The 18,829-nt window shown below is 72.0% G+C and carries 16 protein-coding genes; 10 read left to right on the plus strand and 6 right to left on the minus strand.

Annotated elements, in window-relative coordinates; genetic code table 11:
* Positions 1 to 282: 282 nt before the first annotated feature.
* The 4 genes from ACFY0U_RS14530 to ACFY0U_RS14545 are packed head-to-tail and all read left to right on the plus strand — an operon-like array spanning position 283 to position 3,771.
* Positions 283 to 1,716, plus strand: coding sequence for an MFS transporter (locus tag ACFY0U_RS14530; protein ID WP_388635019.1), 1,434 nt, complete (start codon positions 283 to 285; stop codon positions 1,714 to 1,716).
* A 60-nt stretch (positions 1,717 to 1,776) separates the two neighbouring features.
* The gene (locus tag ACFY0U_RS14535) at positions 1,777 to 2,277 is read left to right on the plus strand and encodes a hypothetical protein (RefSeq protein ID WP_388635021.1); all 501 of its coding nucleotides are present in this window, start codon (positions 1,777 to 1,779) and stop codon (positions 2,275 to 2,277) included.
* A gap of 14 nt (positions 2,278 to 2,291) precedes the next feature.
* A complete protein-coding gene (locus ACFY0U_RS14540; RefSeq protein WP_388635023.1) occupies positions 2,292 to 2,936 on the plus strand; it encodes a futalosine hydrolase in 645 nt (214 codons plus the stop codon).
* Complete coding sequence (locus ACFY0U_RS14545; RefSeq protein ID WP_388635025.1) at positions 2,926 to 3,771, plus strand: 1,4-dihydroxy-6-naphthoate synthase; 846 nt, start codon at positions 2,926 to 2,928, stop codon at positions 3,769 to 3,771. Before ACFY0U_RS14540 ends, ACFY0U_RS14545 begins: the two co-directional genes overlap by 11 nt.
* Positions 3,772 to 3,784: 13 nt before the next feature.
* On the opposite strand, the gene ACFY0U_RS14550 is transcribed toward ACFY0U_RS14545, so the two are convergent.
* Entirely contained in the window at positions 3,785 to 4,168 is a 384-nt protein-coding gene (locus ACFY0U_RS14550) for a cold-shock protein (protein WP_323185146.1), read from the minus strand.
* Positions 4,169 to 4,907: 739 nt separating this feature from the next.
* Between ACFY0U_RS14550 and ACFY0U_RS14555 the strand changes: the two genes are divergently transcribed.
* The 3 genes from ACFY0U_RS14555 to ACFY0U_RS14565 all read left to right on the plus strand — a co-directional run bounded on the left by ACFY0U_RS14555 (position 4,908) and on the right by ACFY0U_RS14565 (position 8,675).
* Positions 4,908 to 6,116, plus strand: coding sequence for an MFS transporter (locus ACFY0U_RS14555; RefSeq protein ID WP_388635027.1), 1,209 nt, complete (start codon positions 4,908 to 4,910; stop codon positions 6,114 to 6,116).
* Between the two features lie 236 nt (positions 6,117 to 6,352).
* Positions 6,353 to 8,344 (plus strand): zinc ribbon domain-containing protein, encoded by a 1,992-nt coding sequence (locus tag ACFY0U_RS14560; protein ID WP_388635029.1) that lies wholly within the window; start codon positions 6,353 to 6,355, stop codon positions 8,342 to 8,344.
* Positions 8,345 to 8,423: 79 nt separating this feature from the next.
* The gene (locus ACFY0U_RS14565; RefSeq protein WP_388635031.1) at positions 8,424 to 8,675 is read left to right on the plus strand and encodes a hypothetical protein; all 252 of its coding nucleotides are present in this window, start codon (positions 8,424 to 8,426) and stop codon (positions 8,673 to 8,675) included.
* Here ACFY0U_RS14565 and ACFY0U_RS14570 read toward each other — a convergent pair.
* Positions 8,651 to 9,286, minus strand: coding sequence for an HAD family hydrolase (locus tag ACFY0U_RS14570; protein WP_388635033.1), 636 nt, complete (start codon positions 9,284 to 9,286; stop codon positions 8,651 to 8,653). The genes ACFY0U_RS14565 and ACFY0U_RS14570 overlap by 25 nt on opposite strands.
* A gap of 32 nt (positions 9,287 to 9,318) precedes the next feature.
* Positions 9,319 to 10,302 (minus strand): hypothetical protein, encoded by a 984-nt coding sequence (locus ACFY0U_RS14575; protein WP_388635035.1) that lies wholly within the window; start codon positions 10,300 to 10,302, stop codon positions 9,319 to 9,321.
* Positions 10,303 to 10,455: 153 nt separating this feature from the next.
* Between ACFY0U_RS14575 and ACFY0U_RS14580 the strand changes: the two genes are divergently transcribed.
* The gene (locus ACFY0U_RS14580) at positions 10,456 to 12,981 is read left to right on the plus strand and encodes a helicase-associated domain-containing protein (RefSeq protein WP_388635037.1); all 2,526 of its coding nucleotides are present in this window, start codon (positions 10,456 to 10,458) and stop codon (positions 12,979 to 12,981) included.
* A 102-nt stretch (positions 12,982 to 13,083) separates the two neighbouring features.
* Here the strand turns inward: ACFY0U_RS14580 and ACFY0U_RS14585 are convergent, their stop codons facing one another.
* Positions 13,084 to 13,626 (minus strand): hypothetical protein, encoded by a 543-nt coding sequence (locus ACFY0U_RS14585; protein ID WP_388635039.1) that lies wholly within the window; start codon positions 13,624 to 13,626, stop codon positions 13,084 to 13,086.
* Positions 13,627 to 13,773: 147 nt separating this feature from the next.
* Here ACFY0U_RS14585 and ACFY0U_RS14590 point away from each other — a divergent pair, with 147 nt between their 5' ends.
* Positions 13,774 to 15,432 carry a DNA repair helicase XPB gene (locus tag ACFY0U_RS14590; RefSeq protein ID WP_388635041.1) on the plus strand — a complete coding sequence of 553 codons (1,659 nt, stop codon included), beginning with the start codon at positions 13,774 to 13,776 and terminating at the stop codon, positions 15,430 to 15,432.
* Positions 15,433 to 15,477: 45 nt separating this feature from the next.
* On the opposite strand, the gene ACFY0U_RS14595 is transcribed toward ACFY0U_RS14590, so the two are convergent.
* Entirely contained in the window at positions 15,478 to 15,660 is a 183-nt protein-coding gene (locus ACFY0U_RS14595; protein ID WP_388635043.1) for a hypothetical protein, read from the minus strand.
* 268 nt (positions 15,661 to 15,928) lie between these two features.
* Between ACFY0U_RS14595 and ACFY0U_RS14600 the strand changes: the two genes are divergently transcribed.
* A complete protein-coding gene (locus tag ACFY0U_RS14600) occupies positions 15,929 to 17,974 on the plus strand; it encodes a HelD family protein (protein WP_388635045.1) in 2,046 nt (681 codons plus the stop codon).
* A gap of 114 nt (positions 17,975 to 18,088) precedes the next feature.
* On the opposite strand, the gene ACFY0U_RS14605 is transcribed toward ACFY0U_RS14600, so the two are convergent.
* Positions 18,089 to 18,799 carry a copper homeostasis protein CutC gene (locus ACFY0U_RS14605; protein ID WP_388635047.1) on the minus strand — a complete coding sequence of 237 codons (711 nt, stop codon included), beginning with the start codon at positions 18,797 to 18,799 and terminating at the stop codon, positions 18,089 to 18,091.
* Between the last annotated feature and the right edge of the window lie 30 nt (positions 18,800 to 18,829).

An 18,829-nucleotide genomic window follows, 5' to 3' on the forward strand; every position in this document is an offset into this window, starting at 1 on the left:
CCGTCACTGTAGGTGCGTACGCCGGGGGCGAGGGTGGCGGACGGAGCGGACCCGGGGACCGCGTCAACGTCCGCGCCCGCTCACGCTCGGGCGCACCTGTGCCATCCATTGTGCAAGATGGCTGAGATACGCACGCTACCTGCTCGCGTGCCCTCGGCCTACACCGACGGGACGTTTGGCACCCCCGCACCGGTCTCGGTATGGCCACGGCAGGTCCGTAATTGCGCGGCCATACGCGCGGTAACCGCACTACGAACCCCTCAGTCGGGGCACTATGACGTCGTGGCAGCCGCGAAGACACCCCAAGGAGCCACCGGGATCCGTGGGGCCAAAGGGATCAAGGGAAGCAGTCGGCGCAACGGCACGGGCCGGGTGCGCGGCCCCTTCCGCTCGGTCGGCCGCGCCCTGCACCTCCCGGTCAGCTGGCCCGCCCGCGGCATCCGCAAGGCCACCCACGCGCACGGGGCCGGCGAGTCCGGTCTCGGCAAACTGATCGAACTGCACGGTGTGAACGGCGCGGGCGATGTGATGATCACGGTCGCGCTCGCCTCCACGGTCTTCTTCTCGGTCCCCACGGACGAGGCCCGCGGGCGTGTCGCCCTCTACCTCGCCATCACCATGGCGCCCTTCACCGTGCTCGCCCCGGTGATCGGCCCGCTCCTGGACCGGCTGCCGCACGGCCGCCGGGCCGCGATGGCGGGCGCGATGCTCGCCCGCGCCCTGCTCGCGCTGGTGCTGTCCGGGGCGGTCGTCACCGGCAGCATCGAGATGTACCCGGCGGCGCTCGGGGTCCTCGTGTCCTCGAAGGCGTACGGCGTGGTCAGAAGCGCCGTGGTGCCCCGCCTCCTGCCCCCCGGCTTCTCCCTGGTGAAGGCCAATTCCCGCGTCACCCTCGGCGGTCTCCTCGCGACCGGCATCGCCGCGCCGATCGCCGCGGGGCTTCAGTCGCTGGGCCCGCGCTGGCCGCTCTACGGCGCCTTCGTGATCTTCGTCGTGGGGACGTTCCTGTCCTTCACCCTGCCGCCGAAGGTCGACTCGGCCAAGGGTGAGGACGTCGCCCTGCTCGCCGCGGACGAGGACCACCTCCACGGCCCGCACCTGCGGCCGGTCAAGCGCCCCGGGCTGCGCACGGTCGGCATCGCGGTCACCCACGCCCTGGGCGCCAACGCCGGGCTGCGCTTCCTCTCGGGGTTCCTGACCTTCTTCCTGGCGTTCCTGCTGCGCGAGCACCCGCTGTCCGGGGAGAGCGCCGCGGTGTCGCTGGGCATCGTGGTCGTCTCGGCCGGTGCGGGCAACGCGCTCGGTACGGCGGTGGGGGCGGCGCTGCGGCAGCGGGCGCCGGAGATCATCATCGTGACCGTCGTCGCGTTCGTCCTGGGCGTCGCGATCACCGCCGCGATCTTCTTCGGGGCGTTCCTGGTCGCCGTCCTCGCCGCGGTCGCCGGGTTCGCGCAGGCGCTGTCCAAGCTGTCCCTGGACGCGCTGATCCAGCGGGACGTGCCCGAGCAGGTCCGTACCTCGGCCTTCGCGCGCTCGGAGACCCTGCTCCAGGTGTCCTGGGTGTTCGGCGGCGCCGTCGGCATCGTGATGCCGCTCAACGGCTCCCTGGGCCTGTCGGTGGCCGCCGCGATCGTCGCCCTGGCCTGGCTGACGACGGCCAAGGGTCTGCTGAGCTCGGCCCGGCACGGCGGCTCGCCCCGCGCGCGCGTGGCGTAACGCACGGCACGCCGCACCCCGCGTAACAGCACGGCTGGTACTGCCCGATAGCCTTCGGCCATGACCTCCATGCAATCCGTTGTGCGACGCCGCCGCGCCGTCGCCGCCGCCGGCGCCGTTTCCGCCGGACTGCTCGTCCTGTCGGCGTGCGACAAGCCGACGCCGCGCGCCACCGTCACGGTCGGCAAGAACTCGGTGAGCGCCGAGGCCGAGTGCTGGGAGGACGGCGACAACCTGGGCCAGGAGAAGGCCACCAAGTGCGCCCTGAAGAAGGCGACCGACTCGATCGACGTCCCGCAGAGCGAGACCCTGCGCATCGGTGTCGACCCGGAGATCGCGGACACCGGCTGGGCGCTGTGGATCAACGGCCAGCAGGTCACGGACGTCTACAAGACGACGTACTACTCCTTCCAGGGCGTCGACCTCTTCGCCAGCCAGCAGGGTCAGGCCGCGCCGAAGCAGCTGTCCGTCAGCGTCGTCCAGCAGGACAAGACGGACAGCGGGGTCAGCAAGTCGTACAAGGGCGTGTGGAACTTCAAGCTCGTCAACGACAACGCGTAAGCCCTACGACGCCGATGCGCATCCTCGTGGCCACCGCGGTCCCCGTCGAACGGGACGCGGTGGCCCGTGCGTTTGACGGGACGGCGGTCGACGTGATCGCCGTCGGAGTCGGTCCCGCCCTCGCCGCCGCCGCGACGGCCACCGCGCTGGCAGGCACCCGCTACGGCCTGGTCGTCTCCGCCGGGATCGCGGGCGGTTTCGCACCCCACGCCCCCGTGGGCTCGCTCGTCGTCGCCGACGAGATCACCGCGGCCGATCTGGGCGCCGAGACGGCCGAGGGCTTCGTACCGGTGACCGAGCTGGGCTTCGGGACCGTCACCCACCGTCCCCCACAAGCACTCGTACGGGACGCCGTGGCCGCCACCGGAGCCCGCTGCGGCGCCGTGCTCACCGTCTCCACCGTGACCGGCACCGCCGCCCGCGCGGCCGCGCTCCGGGAACGTCACCCCACCGCCCTCGCCGAGGCCATGGAGGGGTTCGGGGTCGCCGAGGCCGCCGCCCTGCACGGAGTGCCGGTGCTGGAGGTGCGGGCCGTGTCCAATCCGGTCGGGCCCCGGGACCGGGCCGCCTGGCGCATTCCGGACGCCCTCGCCGCACTGACCGACGGCTTCGGGAAGCTCGCGCCCGTACTGGAGAGTTGGAACCCCTATGACCGGTGACCCGATGCAGATCGCGTACTCCCCCTGCCCCAACGACACCTTCGTCTTCGACGCCCTCGCCCACGGCCGCGTCCCCGGCGGGCCCGCGCTCGACGTGACGTTCGCGGACATCGACATCACCAACGGCATGGCCGAGCGCGGTGAGTTCGACGTGCTGAAGGTGTCGTACGCCGTGCTGCCGTACGTGCTCGACGAGTACGCGCTGCTGCCGTGCGGCGGCGCGCTGGGACGGGGCTGCGGGCCGCTGGTGCTGACCCGTGGACCAGGGGATCTGACGGGTCGTACGGTCGCCGTGCCCAGCGAGCGGTCGACGGCGTATCTGCTGTTCCGGCTGTGGGCCGCGGACACGATCCCCGGCGGTGTCGGCGAGATCGTCGTCATGCCGTTCCACGAGATCATGCCCGCCGTGCGGGACGGGAAGGTCGACGCGGGGCTCGTCATCCACGAGGCGCGCTTCACGTACCAGAACTACGGGCTGCACAAGCTCGCGGACATGGGCGAGCACTGGGAGAACACCACCGGGCTGCCGATCCCGCTGGGCGCGATCATCGCGAAGCGGTCGCTCGGCGCGCGGACGCTGACGAACCTGGCCGATTCCATCCGTACCTCGGTGCGCGCCGCGTGGGACGACCCCGAGGTCTCCCGCCCCTACGTCATGGAGCACGCCCAGGAGATGGACCCCGCCGTCGCCGACCAGCACATCGGGCTGTACGTCAACGAGTTCACCCATGACCTCGGCGTCGACGGCTATGCGGCGGTGCGGGGGCTCCTCACACGTGCGGCGGCCGAGGGGCTGGTGCCGCCCCTCGGCCCGAATGCACTGGCTTTCCCTTAGAAATCGAGCGGCTCTATACGTCGAGCTGGTCGGCGACCGCGCGCAGCAGGCCCGCGATCTTCCCGCCGGCGGCCTTGTCGGGGTAACGGCCCCTTTCGAGCATCGGCGTGATGTTCTCGAGAAGGGTCGTCAGATCCTGGACGATGGAGGCCAGCTCGTCCGGCTTCTTACGGGTCGCGGCCGCGACCGACGGGGTCGGATCGAGGATGACGACCGAAAGGGCCTGGTCACCGCGCTGTCCGGCGACGACCCCGAACTCCACTCGCTGGCCCGGCTTCAGGGCCTCGACTCCGGCGGGGAGGACCGAGGAATGGACGAAGACGTCACCGCCGTCGTCGCGGGAGAGAAAGCCGAAGCCCTTCTCGCTGTTGAACCACTTGACCTTGCCAGTCGGCAAAGCACACGCTCCCTCGATCGCTCCCGGACTGACCCCGGACGCCCTTGTACTAGTCGTCATGCCACCTTACCGGGGGTCTCTCCAGCCGGACATGCCTTAAAACGGGCCTGAACAGCTCGGCGCCGTGAGTCGTGCGGGAAACGCCGAACCCTGGCAATGACAGTGATGCCCTCTTGGCGTCTCTGCTCGGCTCAGGTACCCCGTACCCGGTGATCATCGGGTACAAGGGGCGGCATCGACGGATATGTCACCAGCCGCCCGAGGGTCCCAACGTCCGTACTGTTCAGCGGGTATTGCAGGCTCCGAGACGGGTTGGTGGGAGGCGGCTGCCCGCGGACCGGCGGGTGATCGCGCGGGAGGAACTGGTCGAGACCCTGGCAGTCTCTGTGGCCGGGTCCACTGATCAGCGCACACCTCGTATGAGGCCGCCCGTTGCGAACGGATCGTCGTTGCGGAGGGCCGGTGTCCGAGGTGACAATGGGTGAAGATGCCGGGTGGTCATCCCGGCGAAGTGTTGGAGGCGCTGCCTGTGAACACCGCATCGCGGTGCGCCTCGCTCTGCGCGCCAGACGCTGACCACTTCGCTTCGTCCACCGGCTGACTGCTTCGTTCGCGGTGGGCGCTTCCCTTATGGGAGACCACCGTAGTGCCCGAAGACTCCTTGACGGGTGATCGCCGTCCTCTGGCAACGGTTCTTGCCGCCAACCTCGTTTCGATCACTGGGAATTGCCTCACATACATGGCCGTGCCGTGGTTCGTGCTGCAAAGCACGGGCAGTGCCGCCAAGACCGGGATCGTCGGATTCTGCACATTGCTGCCCGTGGTGCTCGCCGCGCTCGCCGGTGGTCCGGTCATCGACCGGATCGGGCGACGGCGGGTGAGTGTCGCCTCGGACCTCGCCTGCGGAATCGCGGTCGCGGCGATCCCGCTGATGCAGTTCGCCGGGCTCCTGCAGTTCTGGATGCTGTGCGCGCTGATGGCGATGACAGGGCTGTTCCGTGCGCCGGGTGAAACTGCCCGCGGCGTGCTGTTGCCCACGCTCGCCGAACGCGCCGGAATGCCGCTGACCAGGGCCGCCGGGTTGTACGACGGTGCGGCACGCTGCGCGGCGCTGACCGGATCCGCTCTCGGAGGTGCGCTGATCGCCGTACTCGGAGCCGAGAACGTCCTGTTGGTGGATGCCGCGACCTTCGCTGTAGCCGCGCCACTGTTCGCCTTCGGAGTGCGCGGCCTGCCTGAGGGGCAGGCCCAACGACGGGCCGAGCCGACGTCGCTCCGTGTCTACCGTCGTGAACTCGCGGATGGGTATCGCTTCGTGGCGGCCACGCCGTTGCTGCTGGGCCTGTGCGTGATGACGCTGGTCACCAGGGGGCTCGACCAGGGATGGAGCACCGTGCTCCTCCCCGTACATGCCCGTGAACAGCTAAGTGGTTCCATCGATCTCGGTCTGCTGAACGCTGCGTTCGGCATCTGCGCACTCGCGGGGGCGCTGGTCTATGGGGCGGTGGGCGGCCGCTTTCGGCGGTGGCCCGTGTTCACGATCGCGTTTCTCATCGGGGGCCTGCCGCGCTTCGTGGTGGCCGCCTTCACCGACACCTTCGCGCCGCTGGCTGTGATCATGGCGGTTGAGGGTCTCGCCTTCGGTGTGCTCAACCCCATCATGGCCACAGTGACGTATGAGACGGTGCCGGAGGAACTGCGCAGCCGCGTGCTGAGTGCGACGACAGCCTCGGTCCAGCTGGTCACTCCGCTGGGCGGACTGGCCGCGGGCTTCCTCGTGGATTCGGTCGGCCTGCCCCGTGCGCTGCTGGCGGTCGGCGGTGTGTATCTGCTCGCCACGCTGTGCCCGGTGATCTTCCCGGCCTGGAGGCAGATGGACGGTACCGGCTCTCCCCACGACAGGGCGGAGGGCTCACCACAGCGGGGCTCGGGATCGAAGCGGGTGTAGAGACGTGGGTTGTTTGTGCCCGGGGCTCTCTTCCGCCTGCGAACGACCGCCCAGAGCTGCCCGGCCGCCAAGGCTGCCCGGAACCGACCTCTGACGCATGGTCAGAAACCGTCCCACAAGACGTTGGCAGCCGTCAGCAGGGTCGCACGTGGGTGCGTGGGTCGAATGTGTGACCTTTCCGCGGGTGTGTCGTTGATCGGATGACAGCACCGCACGGGTGAGGGGAGGGAGTGCGGGTGGGCCGGAGACTGCCGCTCGGTGCCGACGAGACCGCCCGTACGGCCTGTGCTCGTGGTCTGCTGCGGACGGGCGTCGTGGAGAAGACAGGCGAGGTGCTGTCGGCCGCCGCGCTGGCCAAGCAGGTGGGATGGGCCGCGGATCTGGTGACCCGTATGACCGCCGATCTGCTGGCCGCGCACTGGAACGCGACCGATGTGGAGGCACTGGCCTCGGGGGTGGATGCCGAGGGCCGGGCGTTGCCGTCGAACGCGTGGATGGCGCTGCGGCGTCTGGGCTGGACGGCCGGGCCGCCGGAGGGTGTGCGGGTCAATGACCGGATCGTGCGTATGGCGCAGGAGCAGGCCGGGCGTCTGATGCGGTCGGTGAAGTGGCGGGCCGATCTCACCGCCGGGGTCCTGGCGGCGTGGCCCGCCGATCCCGTGCGCCGCTCTCCGGACGAGTGGGACGCCGTCCGTGAGGCCGTCCCCGACGGGAGGCACCTGCCGTCGGGTGCGATCCGTTCCCGGACCCGGCAGATCGCCGCCTTCGCAGACAAGCACGACCGGCTACCCACCGGTGTGTTCGAATTGGAGGCCGCGCCGCGGGTGGCGCGGATGCTGCTGCTGTCGGCCTGCGACGGGCAGCAGGTCACCTTGGCCCGTGCCGACGATCCGGGCCGGGCACTGCTGCGGCTGCAACTGCCCACCCGCCCCGATCCGCGCTCGTACGGGGACTGGGCATGGGTGGCCTGCCCGCTCCCCCTGCCGCCCACCGTCCCGCCCGGCGCGGTACTGCACCTGCCCACCCTGCGCGTCCACCGGGGCCGGGTCCACGCCGACCTCGCCCACACCCACACCGTGCCGACGGCCCGGCGCACCGGGCACACCACCGCGCTCGGCGTGGACTGGGGGCTGAACACCCTGCTCAGCGCGGGTGCGGTCCGGCTCCACGACGACGGGACAATCACCGCGCTGGGCTCCGGGGCGCAGTTCCGGGCGGCCGGGGTGCTGGCCAGACAGCACCGGTTGCGCCGCGCGGGCGAGCACCTGCACGCCAAGACCGCCCACTATGAGCGGCTCATCAACACCACCGGGGATCATCCCCTGACCGGCAAGCACGCTGTCCTGGCTGAGGAGATCGAGCGCGTGTCCACCCGGCGCTCCCACCTCAACAGCGCTCTGGCCTGGTCGGCCGCCCGCTGGGCCGTCGACCAGGCGATTGCCGCCCGCGCGAGCGTGATCTACGTAGAGGACCTCCGCTCACTGGAGGCCCGGAGCATGGGCCGCACCCTCAACACCCGGCTGTCACAAACTGTTCGCGGGCAGATTGTGGACCGGATGCGCTATCTGGCCGCCGAGGCGGGCATCGCCGTGGTCACTGTTCCGGCCCGCGGCACCTCCCGGCACTGCCCGCGCTGTCTGGTCCCGCTGCGCCACCGCCAAGCCCCCGACCGGCCCACCACACCCGGCTGGAAATGGGCGATGTGTCCCAACCCCGACTGCCACTGGCAGGGCGACCGCGACAGCGGGGCATGGCAGCGGATCGCCGCCCGCGGCCTCACCCACCAGACCAAGACCGTCACCGACCGCACCAACGGCAAGATGGTCATCCGCAGCGTGATCGACCGGCTCGAAACCACTGCCGTGGTCGCACCGGCCGCCACCACCGAGACCAGCCGGAATGACCGATCCAAGACCGGACCCACCCGGCACCGCACTCCACGCCCCGCGCCCAGGCGACGCGGGGCACCCTCCCCCACCGGCCCCTCGGGCCCGGTGGGAAAGCGTCCGGAGGGACACGCTCACACGGGCCCAAGATGGCTGCCCCGCGCGGCCCACCGGCACCAGGGCGTGACGACGATCAGCACACCCATCACCGGCCACCGGCAACGTCACCGGCCCCAAGGGGCAGCACTGGGCGCAGGATTCCACCTGCACGCCCACGCCACCCCACCACGATGGGCGGAATCCATGCCGGAACCTACGGTTCATATAGGTCCGCGCAACTGATCAGAGACGCTAATGGTCTTCAGGCCGGTGACAAGACGTCGCCCGGTTGTTCCTTCGGGCAGGGAACTACCCTGGTCCGGTGCGTGACAAAACCCAAACGAATTCCGCCGGGCCCGGTGACCGACTGATCCGTGCCGGTGCCATCGTGTTCTTCATCGGTACGGTGGCCACACTCGTCACCGTGGCCCCGCTGTTCCTCGGAACGACGCCATTTCCGACGTACATGTTCGGACTGAGCATGCTCATGGGCGTCGGCTTCCTGCTCGCCGGCGCGGGCGTGCTCCAGTCGATCGCGGCGGGGCGGCGTCAGGCGCGGTCGGCCGACAGGTAGGCGGCGAGCCAGGCCGGGAACTCCGTGAGGTCGGCGAGGACCACGTCAGCACCGGCCGCCGTGAGTTCCGCCGCGCCGCACGGGCCCGTCGGCACCGCGACCGAGAGCGCCCCGGCGGTCCGGGCGCCGCGCACGTCCCCGAGGTGGTCGCCGACGTAGACGCTCGCGCCGTGCTCGCGCAGGGCTTCTGCCTTCTGCTCGGCCCACAGGTCGCCGATCACCGCGTCGGGGTCGAGACCGAGGTGCTCGACGTGCAGCTTGGCGTTGGGCCCGTACTTCGCGGTCACCACGATCGCGCGGCCACCGGCCGCCTGGACGGCGGCGATCGCCTCGCGGGCGCCGGGCATCGCGGGCGACGCGGCGATCGCTATCGACGGGTACAGCGACCGGTAGAGATCGGCCATGGCCTCGATCTGGTCCGCCGGGAACCAGTGCGCCATCTCCTGCGCGAGCGGCGGACCGAGCCGGGTGACCACCAGGTCGGCGTCGACATACGTTCCCGTCCGCTCGGACAGCTCCAGGAAGCAGGCGCGGATGCCGGGGCGGGAGTCGATGAGGGTCATGTCGAGGTCGAAGCCGACGGTCGGGGCGGAGATCGGTGCAGTGGCCATATGGGCCATTGTGCCCAGTCGGTACGACAGTCCTACCTCTGCCTCTGGGATCGCCATACGAGGAACAGGGCCGAGGCGACGGCGGCGCCCCGCACCACCCACGGCCAGGTGTCGGCGACCGCGTCGTTCATGTGCCCCTCGGCGATGGGGTCGCCCCAGCGGCCCTCGGTGCGGCCCCACAGCCACACGACCCCGGCGGTGAGCGCCAGCCCGGGCAGGAACATCACCGCCCACTTGGTCTCCGTCTCGGTCAGCCGCCGTGAGGCGTAGGCGATGAGCCAGCCGAGGAGAAGGACGACGAGGTTGCCGAGGACCGCGCCCACGACGAGGAGGCCCGCGGCGACCAGCAGAAGGGGGTTGGTCCACTTGCCCTTGGGGAGGGAGAGCAGCCGGCGGCGCCGCGCGGGGACCTCGTCGACCTCGGCCTCGACCTCGGGCTCCGCGGCCTTCTCGACGACCGGCTTCGGCTCGTCCCTCGGCGGGGGCTTGAGGAGCTCCGGGATCTCCACACCGCCGACGAACCCGGGCGGGAGGCTCTCGCCGACCCCGAACGGGGTGCTGTCCGTGCGCCACCAGTCCGGCTGGAGCGCCCTGTCCCCGATCTCGGCCTCGGCGGCGAGATGGGGCGGCGCGGGCGCCTCGTCCACCGTCTCGGCGGGACGCGGCTTGGGGACGGGGACGATACGGCGCAGCCCCTTGGGGCGGCGGGGCGCGTCGGTGTCCCGGTCCCGCTGCACGGGTACGGCGGTGGGGGCCGGGGCGGGCCGGGCCGGCGGTACGACGCCGGTCGCGCCGCCGGCCGCGGTGACGACGTCGTCGGGGCTGCCGAGCCGGTCGATGATCCGGCGCACGGCCGCGGGGCTGTCCACGGGGACCTTCGCCCGGCGCCGGTCGATCTCGTTGCGCAGCTCCGAGACCAGGCGCATCCGGGTGCCGGACGGCAACTGCCGCTGCTGGGCCACGTCACCGACGCGGCTCAGATACTCGTAGACGACCTGGTCGCTCTCGATACCCACGAAGTCCCTCCGGGGGGCGGCGCGTTGAATCCCCGGGGACGACCGTATCGCGCGGGACGCGGCCCGCGTGGCCACGCACGGCCGTGCCGCCGACGGGCTCCCGACCCGCGGACCCGCACCTCGCCGTCGCACCCACCCGCTAACGTGGGTCGGATGAGCACCTCGGCCACACCGCCCCGCTCCCTCGCAGAGGCTCTCCGCGTCCGGGACGACGCCTCCCTGGGTGCGCTTCTGCGTGCCCGTCCCGACCTCATCACCCCCGTCCCCACCGACCTGACCCAGCTCGCCACGAGGGCGGGCACCCGTGCCTCGGTCGTGCGTGCGCTGGAGCGGCTGGACCGGTTCGCGTTGCAGACCGCGGAGGCGCTGGCCGTGGCGGGGGAGCCGGCGTCGTACGAGGAGCTGCTGGGGCTGCTGGCCGGGGACGCCGGGGCGCCCGCCGTCGCCGGAGCGCTGCCGCGTGCCCTGGGGACCCTGCGGGAGCAGGCGCTGGTGTGGGGCGAGGACGAGCGGCTGCGGCTGGTGCGGACCGCGCGGGAGCTGCTGGCGCCCTCGCCGCAGCATCCGTCGCCGACGGGGCTCGGGCCGACGGTGCAGGAGGCCACGGCGGGGATGTCGCCGGGCCGGATCCAGGAGATCGTGACCGCCGCCGGGCTGCCGTCGACGCATGACTCGGTGACCGCCGTCGCGGCGCTGACCGGGCTGTTCACCGACCGAAAGCGGATGGCGGGGCTGCTCGCCGGGCTTCCGGAGGAGTCCCTGGAGGTGCTGCGGCGGCTGGTGTGGGGGCCGCCGTACGGGCAGGTCACGGCGGACCCCGCGGTGCGGCTGCGGCGGCTCCTCGACCTCGGGCTGCTGCTGCCGACGGCGCCCGGGACGGTCGTACTGCCGCGCGAGGTGGCCCTGCATCTGCGCGGCGGGCTGGCGCACCGGGCCACCGAACCGCTGCCGCCGGCCGTCGAGCCGGTCGCCACTCACCGTCCACAGGTTGTGGACAGTACGGCGGCCGGACAGGCGTACACCGCGCTGGCGACGGTGGAGGAGCTGCTGAAGGACTGGGACGAGGGCGGCCCGGCGGTCCTGCGGGCCGGCGGTCTGAGCGTCCGCGACCTCAAGCGGACCGCCGTCGCCCTCGACGTGTCCGAGCCGGTCGCCGCGTTCTGGGTCGAACTCGCCTACGCGGCCGGACTGATCGCCTCCGACGGGGAGGCCGACGAGCGGTATGCGGCGACCCCGGCCTACGACGAGTGGCTGGAGCGGCCCGCGGCCGAACGCTGGGTGCGGCTCGCGGAGGCCTGGCTGACGGCGACCCGCACGGCCGGCCTGATCGGCGGCCGGGACGCGAAGGACCGCACTCTGTCCGCGCTGGGCCCGGGCCTGGACCGCAGCGCCGCCCCGGAGGTACGGCACCGGGTGCTGACCCTGCTGGCCGGGCTGCCGGAGGGCGCCTCACCGTCCGCGGAGTCCGTGCTCGCGCGGCTGCGCTGGGAGCGGCCGCTGCGCGGCCCCCAGCGGGAGGACGACCTGCGGTCACGGCTCGCCGAGTGGGCGCTGAACGAGGCGGAACTCCTCGGCGTCACGGGACGGGGAGCGCTGTCGGCCCAGGGGCGGGCGCTGTGGGGGGCGGCACCGGCGAAGGCTCCGCGCACGGAGCCGTCGGGCCCCGGCGACAAGCTGCCCGTCCACCACCACGCCGTGCCCTCGGCCCCGGTGGAGCCCCTCTCCCCGCCCGAGCAGGCCGTCGCCTCCGCCGCGGCCGCCCGTCTCCTGGCCCCGCTGCTGCCCGAACCCCTGGACCACGTCCTGCTCCAGGCCGACCTCACCGCCGTGGCCCCGGGCCCGTTGCAGCGCCCGCTGGCGGACGTGCTGGACGTGCTGGCGGACGTGGAGTCCAAGGGCGGGGCGACGGTGTACCGGTTCACGCCGGGCTCGGTGCGGCGGGCGCTGGACGCCGGACAGTCCGCCTCCGACCTGCACGCCTTCCTCGCCGCGCACTCCCGTACGCCGGTCCCGCAGCCGCTGGCGTATCTGATCGACGACGTGGCCCGCAGACACGGCCATCTGCGGGTCGGCGCGGCCTCCGCCTACGTCCGCTGCGACGACGACGCCCTGCTGAACGAGATCCTCGCCGACAAGCGCGCCGCCGGCTTGCACCTGCGCCGGCTGGCCCCCACGGTCCTGGCGGCCCAGGCCGACCCGGCCGTGCTCCTGGAGGGGCTGCGTCAGATGGGCTTCGCGCCAGCCGCCGAGTCCGCCGAGGGCGACGTCCTCATCGCCCGCGCCCACGCCCACCGCACCCCGCCGCGCACCGCGCCGGAGCCGGTCCCGGACGGGCCGCCGGTGCCGGACGCCACCCTCCTTTCGGCGGCGATCCGCGCGATCCGCGCGGGCGACCTGGCCTCCACGACCCCGCGCAAGGAGAGCCCCGACCACGGCGCCGCCGGCGAACTCCCCCGCACCAGCTCCGCCGAGACCCTCGCCACCATGCAGGCCGCCGTCCTCACCAACGAGGCCCTGTGGATCGGCTACGTCAACGCGGAGGGCTCCGCCAGTCAGCGGGTGATCGCTCCGATCCGGGTGGAGGGAGGGTTCGTGACGGCGTACGACCACACGGCGGACGAGGTGCGGACGTATCCGTTGCATCGGATCACGGGGGTGGCGGAGTTGGCGGAGGACTAGGGCGGCCGTTGTCTGCGGGTCTGTCGTGGCTGGTCGCGCCCACGCAGCGGAGCTGCACATCGATACAGCCCCGCGCCCCTGAAGGAGCGGCTGCGCCGCCCTTCAGCAGTCGCCGACCGGGGCGTCTGCCGGGAGGTGGAAGTGGGCCCGGGCTGCCGCCTCCAAGGTGGCGGCGGACATCGGGGCCTCGGTGTCGGCGAGGAAACCGAAGTGGGTCTTCGTCCACTCCGCGTTCCCGGCGCCGTCCGGGGGCTCTTCCCGCGCGACGACCCGGTAGCCGTGGTCCGCGTCCCGCTCCAGCCGGACCACCTGCGGGTACTGCCCGCCGCTGCACTCCACCAGGGCCTCGTCGCGTGCCCCGTACTCCATGCACAGGGTGTTGACGCCGGCCCGCACCCGCCCGTCTCGCTCGTCCAGTTCGAGCGCCTCCGCCCGGCAGAACCAGCGCGCCCCGATCCCCGGCACGGTCTCCCCGTACCCGCTCCCCCGCGAGTCCGCCGCGAGCCGGGCCTCGATCACCGGCCGTATCTCGCCCCACAGCCGCCCGTCCACCCCGGCCGGCCGCATCACCCAGGTGCCCGTGCCCACCAGCACCAGCACGGCACCCACCCCGGTCGCCCAGCCGCGCACCGACAACCCCGTCATGCCCCCACCCTCCGCACATCGCGCCCGGTGCGCTGCTCGCCCGGTCAGACGGTCGACGGTGGTCCAGGGTTGCCCAGGACGGGCCCGCCGCATCGGCGCGCGGTACGGCACACTGGAGGTTTGGCCGTGCCGAAGGGAAGTGCGTAGGTGAACGGACCGCTGATCGTCCAGTCCGACAAGACTCTGCTCCTGGAGGTCGACCACGAGCAGGCCGACGAGTGCCGTCGGGCCATCGCGCCGTTCGCCGAGCTGGAGCGGGCGCCGGAGCACATCCACACCTACCGGGTGACGCCGCTGGGCCTGTGGAACGCCCGGGCCGCCGGGCACGACGCCGAGCAGGTGGTCGACGCCCTCGTGCAGTACAGCCGGTATCCGGTGCCGCACGCGCTGCTCGTCGACGTCGCCGAGACCATGGACCGCTACGGACGGCTGACGCTCAGCAAGCACCCCGCGCACGGGCTGGTGCTCACGACCACCGACCGGCCGGTGCTGGAGGAGATCCTGCGGTCGAAGCGGATCGCCCCGCTCGTCGGCGCCCGGCTCGACCCGGACACCGTCGTCGTGCACCCCTCCGAGCGCGGGCAGATCAAGCAGACCCTGCTGAAGCTGGGCTGGCCGGCCGAGGACCTCGCGGGGTACGTCGACGGCGAGGCGCACCCGATCGAGCTGGCCGAGGACGGGTGGGCGCTGCGGCCCTACCAGAAGCAGGCCGTGGAGAACTTCTGGCACGGCGGCAGCGGGGTCGTCGTGCTGCCCTGCGGCGCGGGCAAGACGCTCGTCGGTGCCGGGTCCATGGCGCAGGCGAAGTCCACCACCCTCATTCTCGTCACCAACACCGTCTCGGCCCGGCAGTGGAAGCACGAGCTGGTGAAGCGGACCTCGCTGACCGAGGACGAGATCGGCGAGTACAGCGGGACGCGCAAGGAGATCCGGCCTGTCACCATCGCCACCTACCAGGTGCTCACCACCCGGCGGAAGGGTGTCTATCCGCACCTGGAGCTCTTCGACTCCCGGGACTGGGGGCTGATCGTCTACGACGAGGTGCATCTGCTGCCGGCTCCCGTCTTCAAGTTCACGGCGGATCTGCAGGCGCGGCGTCGGCTCGGGCTGACCGCGACCCTGGTGCGGGAGGACGGGCGGGAGTCGGACGTCTTCTCGCTCATCGGGCCCAAGCGCTTCGACGCGCCCTGGAAGGAGATCGAGGCGCAGGGGTACATCGCGCCCGCCGACTGTGTCGAGGTCCGGGTCAATCTCACCGACTCCGAGCGGCTCGCGTACGCCACCGCCGAGCAGGAGGAGAAGTACCGCTTCTGTGCGACGACCGCGACCAAGCGGAAGGTCACGGAGGCGCTGGTCAAGCGGTTCGCCGGGCAGCAGACCCTGGTGATCGGCCAGTACATCGACCAGCTCGACGAGCTCGGCGAGCATCTGAACGCGCCCGTCATCAAGGGCGAGACCTCCAACGCCCAGCGCGAGAAGCTCTTCGACGCCTTCCGGCAGGGCGAGATCAGCGTGCTGGTGGTGTCGAAGGTTGCGAACTTCTCGATCGACCTGCCGGAGGCGACGGTCGCCATCCAGGTGTCGGGCACCTTCGGGTCCCGGCAGGAGGAGGCACAGCGCCTCGGCCGGGTGCTGCGGCCGAAGTCGGACGGGCACCAGGCGCACTTCTACTCCGTCGTCGCCCGGGACACGATCGACCAGGACTTCGCCGCGCATCGCCAGCGGTTCCTGGCGGAGCAGGGGTACGCCTACCGGATCGTGGACGCGGACGAGCTGCTGGCGGGGGACACGGACACGGAGGGCTGACGGACGCCGGGCGGCATGCCGCGGGTCGGCCTGCCGTCGGGCGCCCTACTTGCGGCGGACGCCCGCTTCCTCGGCGTACTCGCCGAGTATGACCACGTCGAAGGCGGCGCCCGCGAAGACGCGGATCGCGCGCAGGGCGTTGCCGAGGCGGTGGCCGGCGTGGCTGCCGGAAAGGGAGGTCGCTCCGGACGGGCGACCGGGCGCTGGGGTGAAGGTCGCTGCACTCATGTCTCCATGGTGGCTCGCGAGGCATAAGGAGGGCATCGGCCCCAGGGCCCCACTTCGTGTGCTACCTGGGTACACCCCGAGGGTGGAGTCTCCCCCGGCGGAGGGAGGGGCGATCCCCTAGGGGTCCGGGAAAAACGGTTGGTGCCCATACCGTCCGCTCCCGTAAAATCCCCGCTTCCCCGCCTCCCTCCCGGAGCGCCGCCGACCGGACGGAAACCGGCCGGCCTTCCGCAGCACCTCAGCCCGCAGCACCTTCGGAGGCACCCCCTTGTCCACGCCCGTCGACGACCCGCTCGGCCGCGAACGCTCCCACCTCGCCGAGTCGCGGGCCGCCCTGCGCGCCATGCGTGAGGACGCCGAGTCCCTCGACATCAGCGACGTGACCGCGAACTGGGTCAACGCCCAGATCCTGGAGCGCCAGATCGGGGAGCGCATCAAGGCACTGGCCGACCTCAGCGACACCCCCCTGTTCTTCGGCCGCCTCGACTATCTGCACGCCCCCGGCGTCGACCTGGCCGAGGGCGCCGAGGGCGAGCGCTTCTACATCGGGCGCCGCCATGTGCACGACCACGACGGCGATCCGATGGTCATCGACTGGCGTGCGCCGGTCTCGCAGCCGTTCTACCGGGCGTCCAAGAAGGACCCGATGGACATCGCGCTGCGCCGCCGTTTCGGGTACACCCGCGGCGACATCACCGCGTACGAGGACGAGCACCTCTCCGACCCCGCCGAGGCGGCCACCACCAGCAAGCTCCTCCAGCAGGAGATCGAGCGGCCCCGCGTCGGCCCGATGCGTGACATCGTCGCCACCATCCAGCCCGAGCAGGACGAGATCGTACGGTCCGGGCTCGGCGGGACGGTGTGCGTCCAGGGAGGTCCGGGGACCGGGAAGACCGCCGTCGGACTGCACCGGGTGGCCTATCTCCTCTACGCCCATCGCGAGCGGCTCGCCCGCACCGGCACCCTCGTCATCGGGCCGAACCGGTCCTTCCTGCACTACATCGAGCAGGTCCTGCCGGCGCTGGGCGAGTTGGCGGTCAAGCAGGCCACCGTCGACGACCTGGTCGCCGGCCGCGTCGAGGTGCGGGGCGCCGACGACGCGGCCGCGGCGGTCATCAAGGGCGACGCCCGGATGGCGGAGGTGCTCCGGCGTGCCGTCTACTCGCACGTCACCCTGCCCACCGAGCCGGTCGTCGTCGTGCGCGGGTCGCGGCGGTGGCGGGTCCCGGCGTACGAACTGGAGGACATCGTCCGCGAGTTGCTGGACCGGGACATCCGCTACGGCGCCGCCCGCGACGCCCTTCCGCAGCGCATCGCGCACGCCGTGCTGGTGCAGATGGAGCGCTCGGGGGAGGCACCGGACGACCGGGTGCAGGACGCGGTGGCCCGCAACAGCGCCGTGAAGGCGGCCGTGAAGGAGATCTGGCCGCCCGTCGATCCGGCCAAGCTGGTGCTGCGGCTGCTCACGGACGCGGACTTCCTCGCCGTACACGCGGACGGGGTCCTCGACGAGGACGAGCAGAAGACGATCCTGTGGGCGAAGCCGGTCCGGTCCGTGAAGTCGGCCAAGTGGTCCGCCGCCGACGCGGTGTTGATCGACGAGGCGTCGGATGTCGTCGAGCGCACGCACTCGCTCGGGCATGTGGTGCTGGACGAGGCACAGGACCTGTCCCCCATGCAGTACCGGGCGGTCGGCCGCCGCTGCACCACCGGTTCCGCGACCGTCCTCGGCGACCTCGCGCAGGGCACGACCCCGTGGGCGACCCGGAGTTGGGACGAGGCACTCGCACACCTGGGAAAGGCGGACGGGGTCATCGAGGAGCTGACGGCCGGTTTCCGCGTGCCGACGGACGTCATCACGTACGCCTCCCGGCTGCTTCCGCACATCGCGCCGGGGCTGACGCCGGTGGCGTCGGTGCGTGAGAATCCGGGGTTCTTCGAGGTTCGGCCGATCAGCGACACGGGCGAAGTCGTCGCCGCGTGCGACGAGTTGCTCCGCAACGAGGGCTCAACAGGTCTGATCGCGGCGGATGCTCGCATCCCGGCGCTGGCGGAGGCGCTGACGGCGGCGGGCATCGGGTATCTCGCGCCGGGTGAGGAGACGACGGAGGAGACCAGACTGACCCTGGTGCCGGCGTCCCTCGCCAAGGGTCTGGAGTACGACTACGTGGTCCTGGACGAGCCGCAGGCGGTGGTCGACGGTGAGCCCGATGAGCGTACGGGGCTGCGACGCCTGTATGTCGGGCTCACGCGAGCGGTGTCGGGGTTGATCGTGACGCATGCGGCGCCGTTGCCGCGGGAGCTCATGGGGTAGGGGGTGGCGCTTGCGGTGCGTTGCCGGGTGCGGGTGCGTGGGGGCTTGTCGCGCAGTTCCCCGCGCCCCTAGGTGGGTGTCGGTGCCGCACGTTCAACAGTTCCCCGCGTCCGTTCAGAGGGCGCCCTCGCCCACCTCTCCGTCCACCGCCCGGCGCCACCGCGCCACCGCCTCCGCCGAGACCGGGCGGTCCCACCCCTCCGGTCTCGCCGCGCCGCCGATGTGAAACGCGTCGATCCCGGCGTCCAGAAGCACCGGTACGTGGGTCAGGGTCAGGCCGCCGCCGACCAGGAGCTGCTGTTCGTAGCCCGGCTCCCCGTGCCGCCGCGCCTCGGTGAGCAGCGTGGGGAGTCCGGCGTCCACACCTGACGCGGAGCCGGCGGTGAGGTAGGTGTCCAGGCCCGGGAGGTCCGCCAGCTGTTTGCGCAGGGCGTCGCGGTCGGTGGTGTGGTCGATGGCGCGGTGGAAGGTCCAGGGGCAGCCGTCCAGCTCGGCGACCACCTGTTCCACGGCGCCCAGGTCCACGAGACCGTCGGCGTCGAGGAAGCCGAGGACGAACTCGCCTGCCCCGGCCTCCCGCATCTCGCGGGCGACGCGGGCCACCCGGGAGACGTCCCCCGCGTCGAAGCCGTCCGCGAGCCGCAGCATCACCCGTAGCGCGATGTCGACGGCCTCGCGGATCCCGGCGAACGTCTCGACCGGCGGGGTCAGCCCGTCGGCCGCCATGTCGGTGACCAGTTCGAGACGGTCCGCGCCTCCGGCCTGGGCGGCGACGGCGTCCTCGACGTCGAGGGCGATCACCTCCAGGACTGCACGCTTGCTCATGGGACCCCATTCGTCGGCGGTGGAAGGGCA

The organism is Streptomyces sp. NPDC001536, assembly GCF_042894505.1.
Lineage (GTDB): Bacteria > Actinomycetota > Actinomycetes > Streptomycetales > Streptomycetaceae > Streptomyces.

What these genes read in the sequence shown, in the direction of transcription:
- ACFY0U_RS14595 (WP_388635043.1), bottom strand. Translation starts at nt 15,660, where the DNA reads ATGAGTGCAGCGACCTTCACCCCAGCGCCCGGTCGCCCGTCCGGAGCG.
- ACFY0U_RS14580 (WP_388635037.1), top strand. Translation starts at nt 10,456, where the DNA reads ATGAGCACCTCGGCCACACCGCCCCGCTCCCTCGCAGAGGCTCTCCGC.
- ACFY0U_RS14585 (WP_388635039.1), bottom strand. Translation starts at nt 13,626, where the DNA reads ATGACGGGGTTGTCGGTGCGCGGCTGGGCGACCGGGGTGGGTGCCGTG.
- ACFY0U_RS14545 (WP_388635025.1), top strand. Translation starts at nt 2,926, where the DNA reads ATGACCGGTGACCCGATGCAGATCGCGTACTCCCCCTGCCCCAACGAC.
- ACFY0U_RS14535 (WP_388635021.1), top strand. Translation starts at nt 1,777, where the DNA reads ATGACCTCCATGCAATCCGTTGTGCGACGCCGCCGCGCCGTCGCCGCC.
- ACFY0U_RS14605 (WP_388635047.1), bottom strand. Translation starts at nt 18,799, where the DNA reads ATGAGCAAGCGTGCAGTCCTGGAGGTGATCGCCCTCGACGTCGAGGAC.
- ACFY0U_RS14540 (WP_388635023.1), top strand. Translation starts at nt 2,292, where the DNA reads ATGCGCATCCTCGTGGCCACCGCGGTCCCCGTCGAACGGGACGCGGTG.
- ACFY0U_RS14555 (WP_388635027.1), top strand. Translation starts at nt 4,908, where the DNA reads ATGGCCGTGCCGTGGTTCGTGCTGCAAAGCACGGGCAGTGCCGCCAAG.
- ACFY0U_RS14570 (WP_388635033.1), bottom strand. Translation starts at nt 9,286, where the DNA reads ATGGCCACTGCACCGATCTCCGCCCCGACCGTCGGCTTCGACCTCGAC.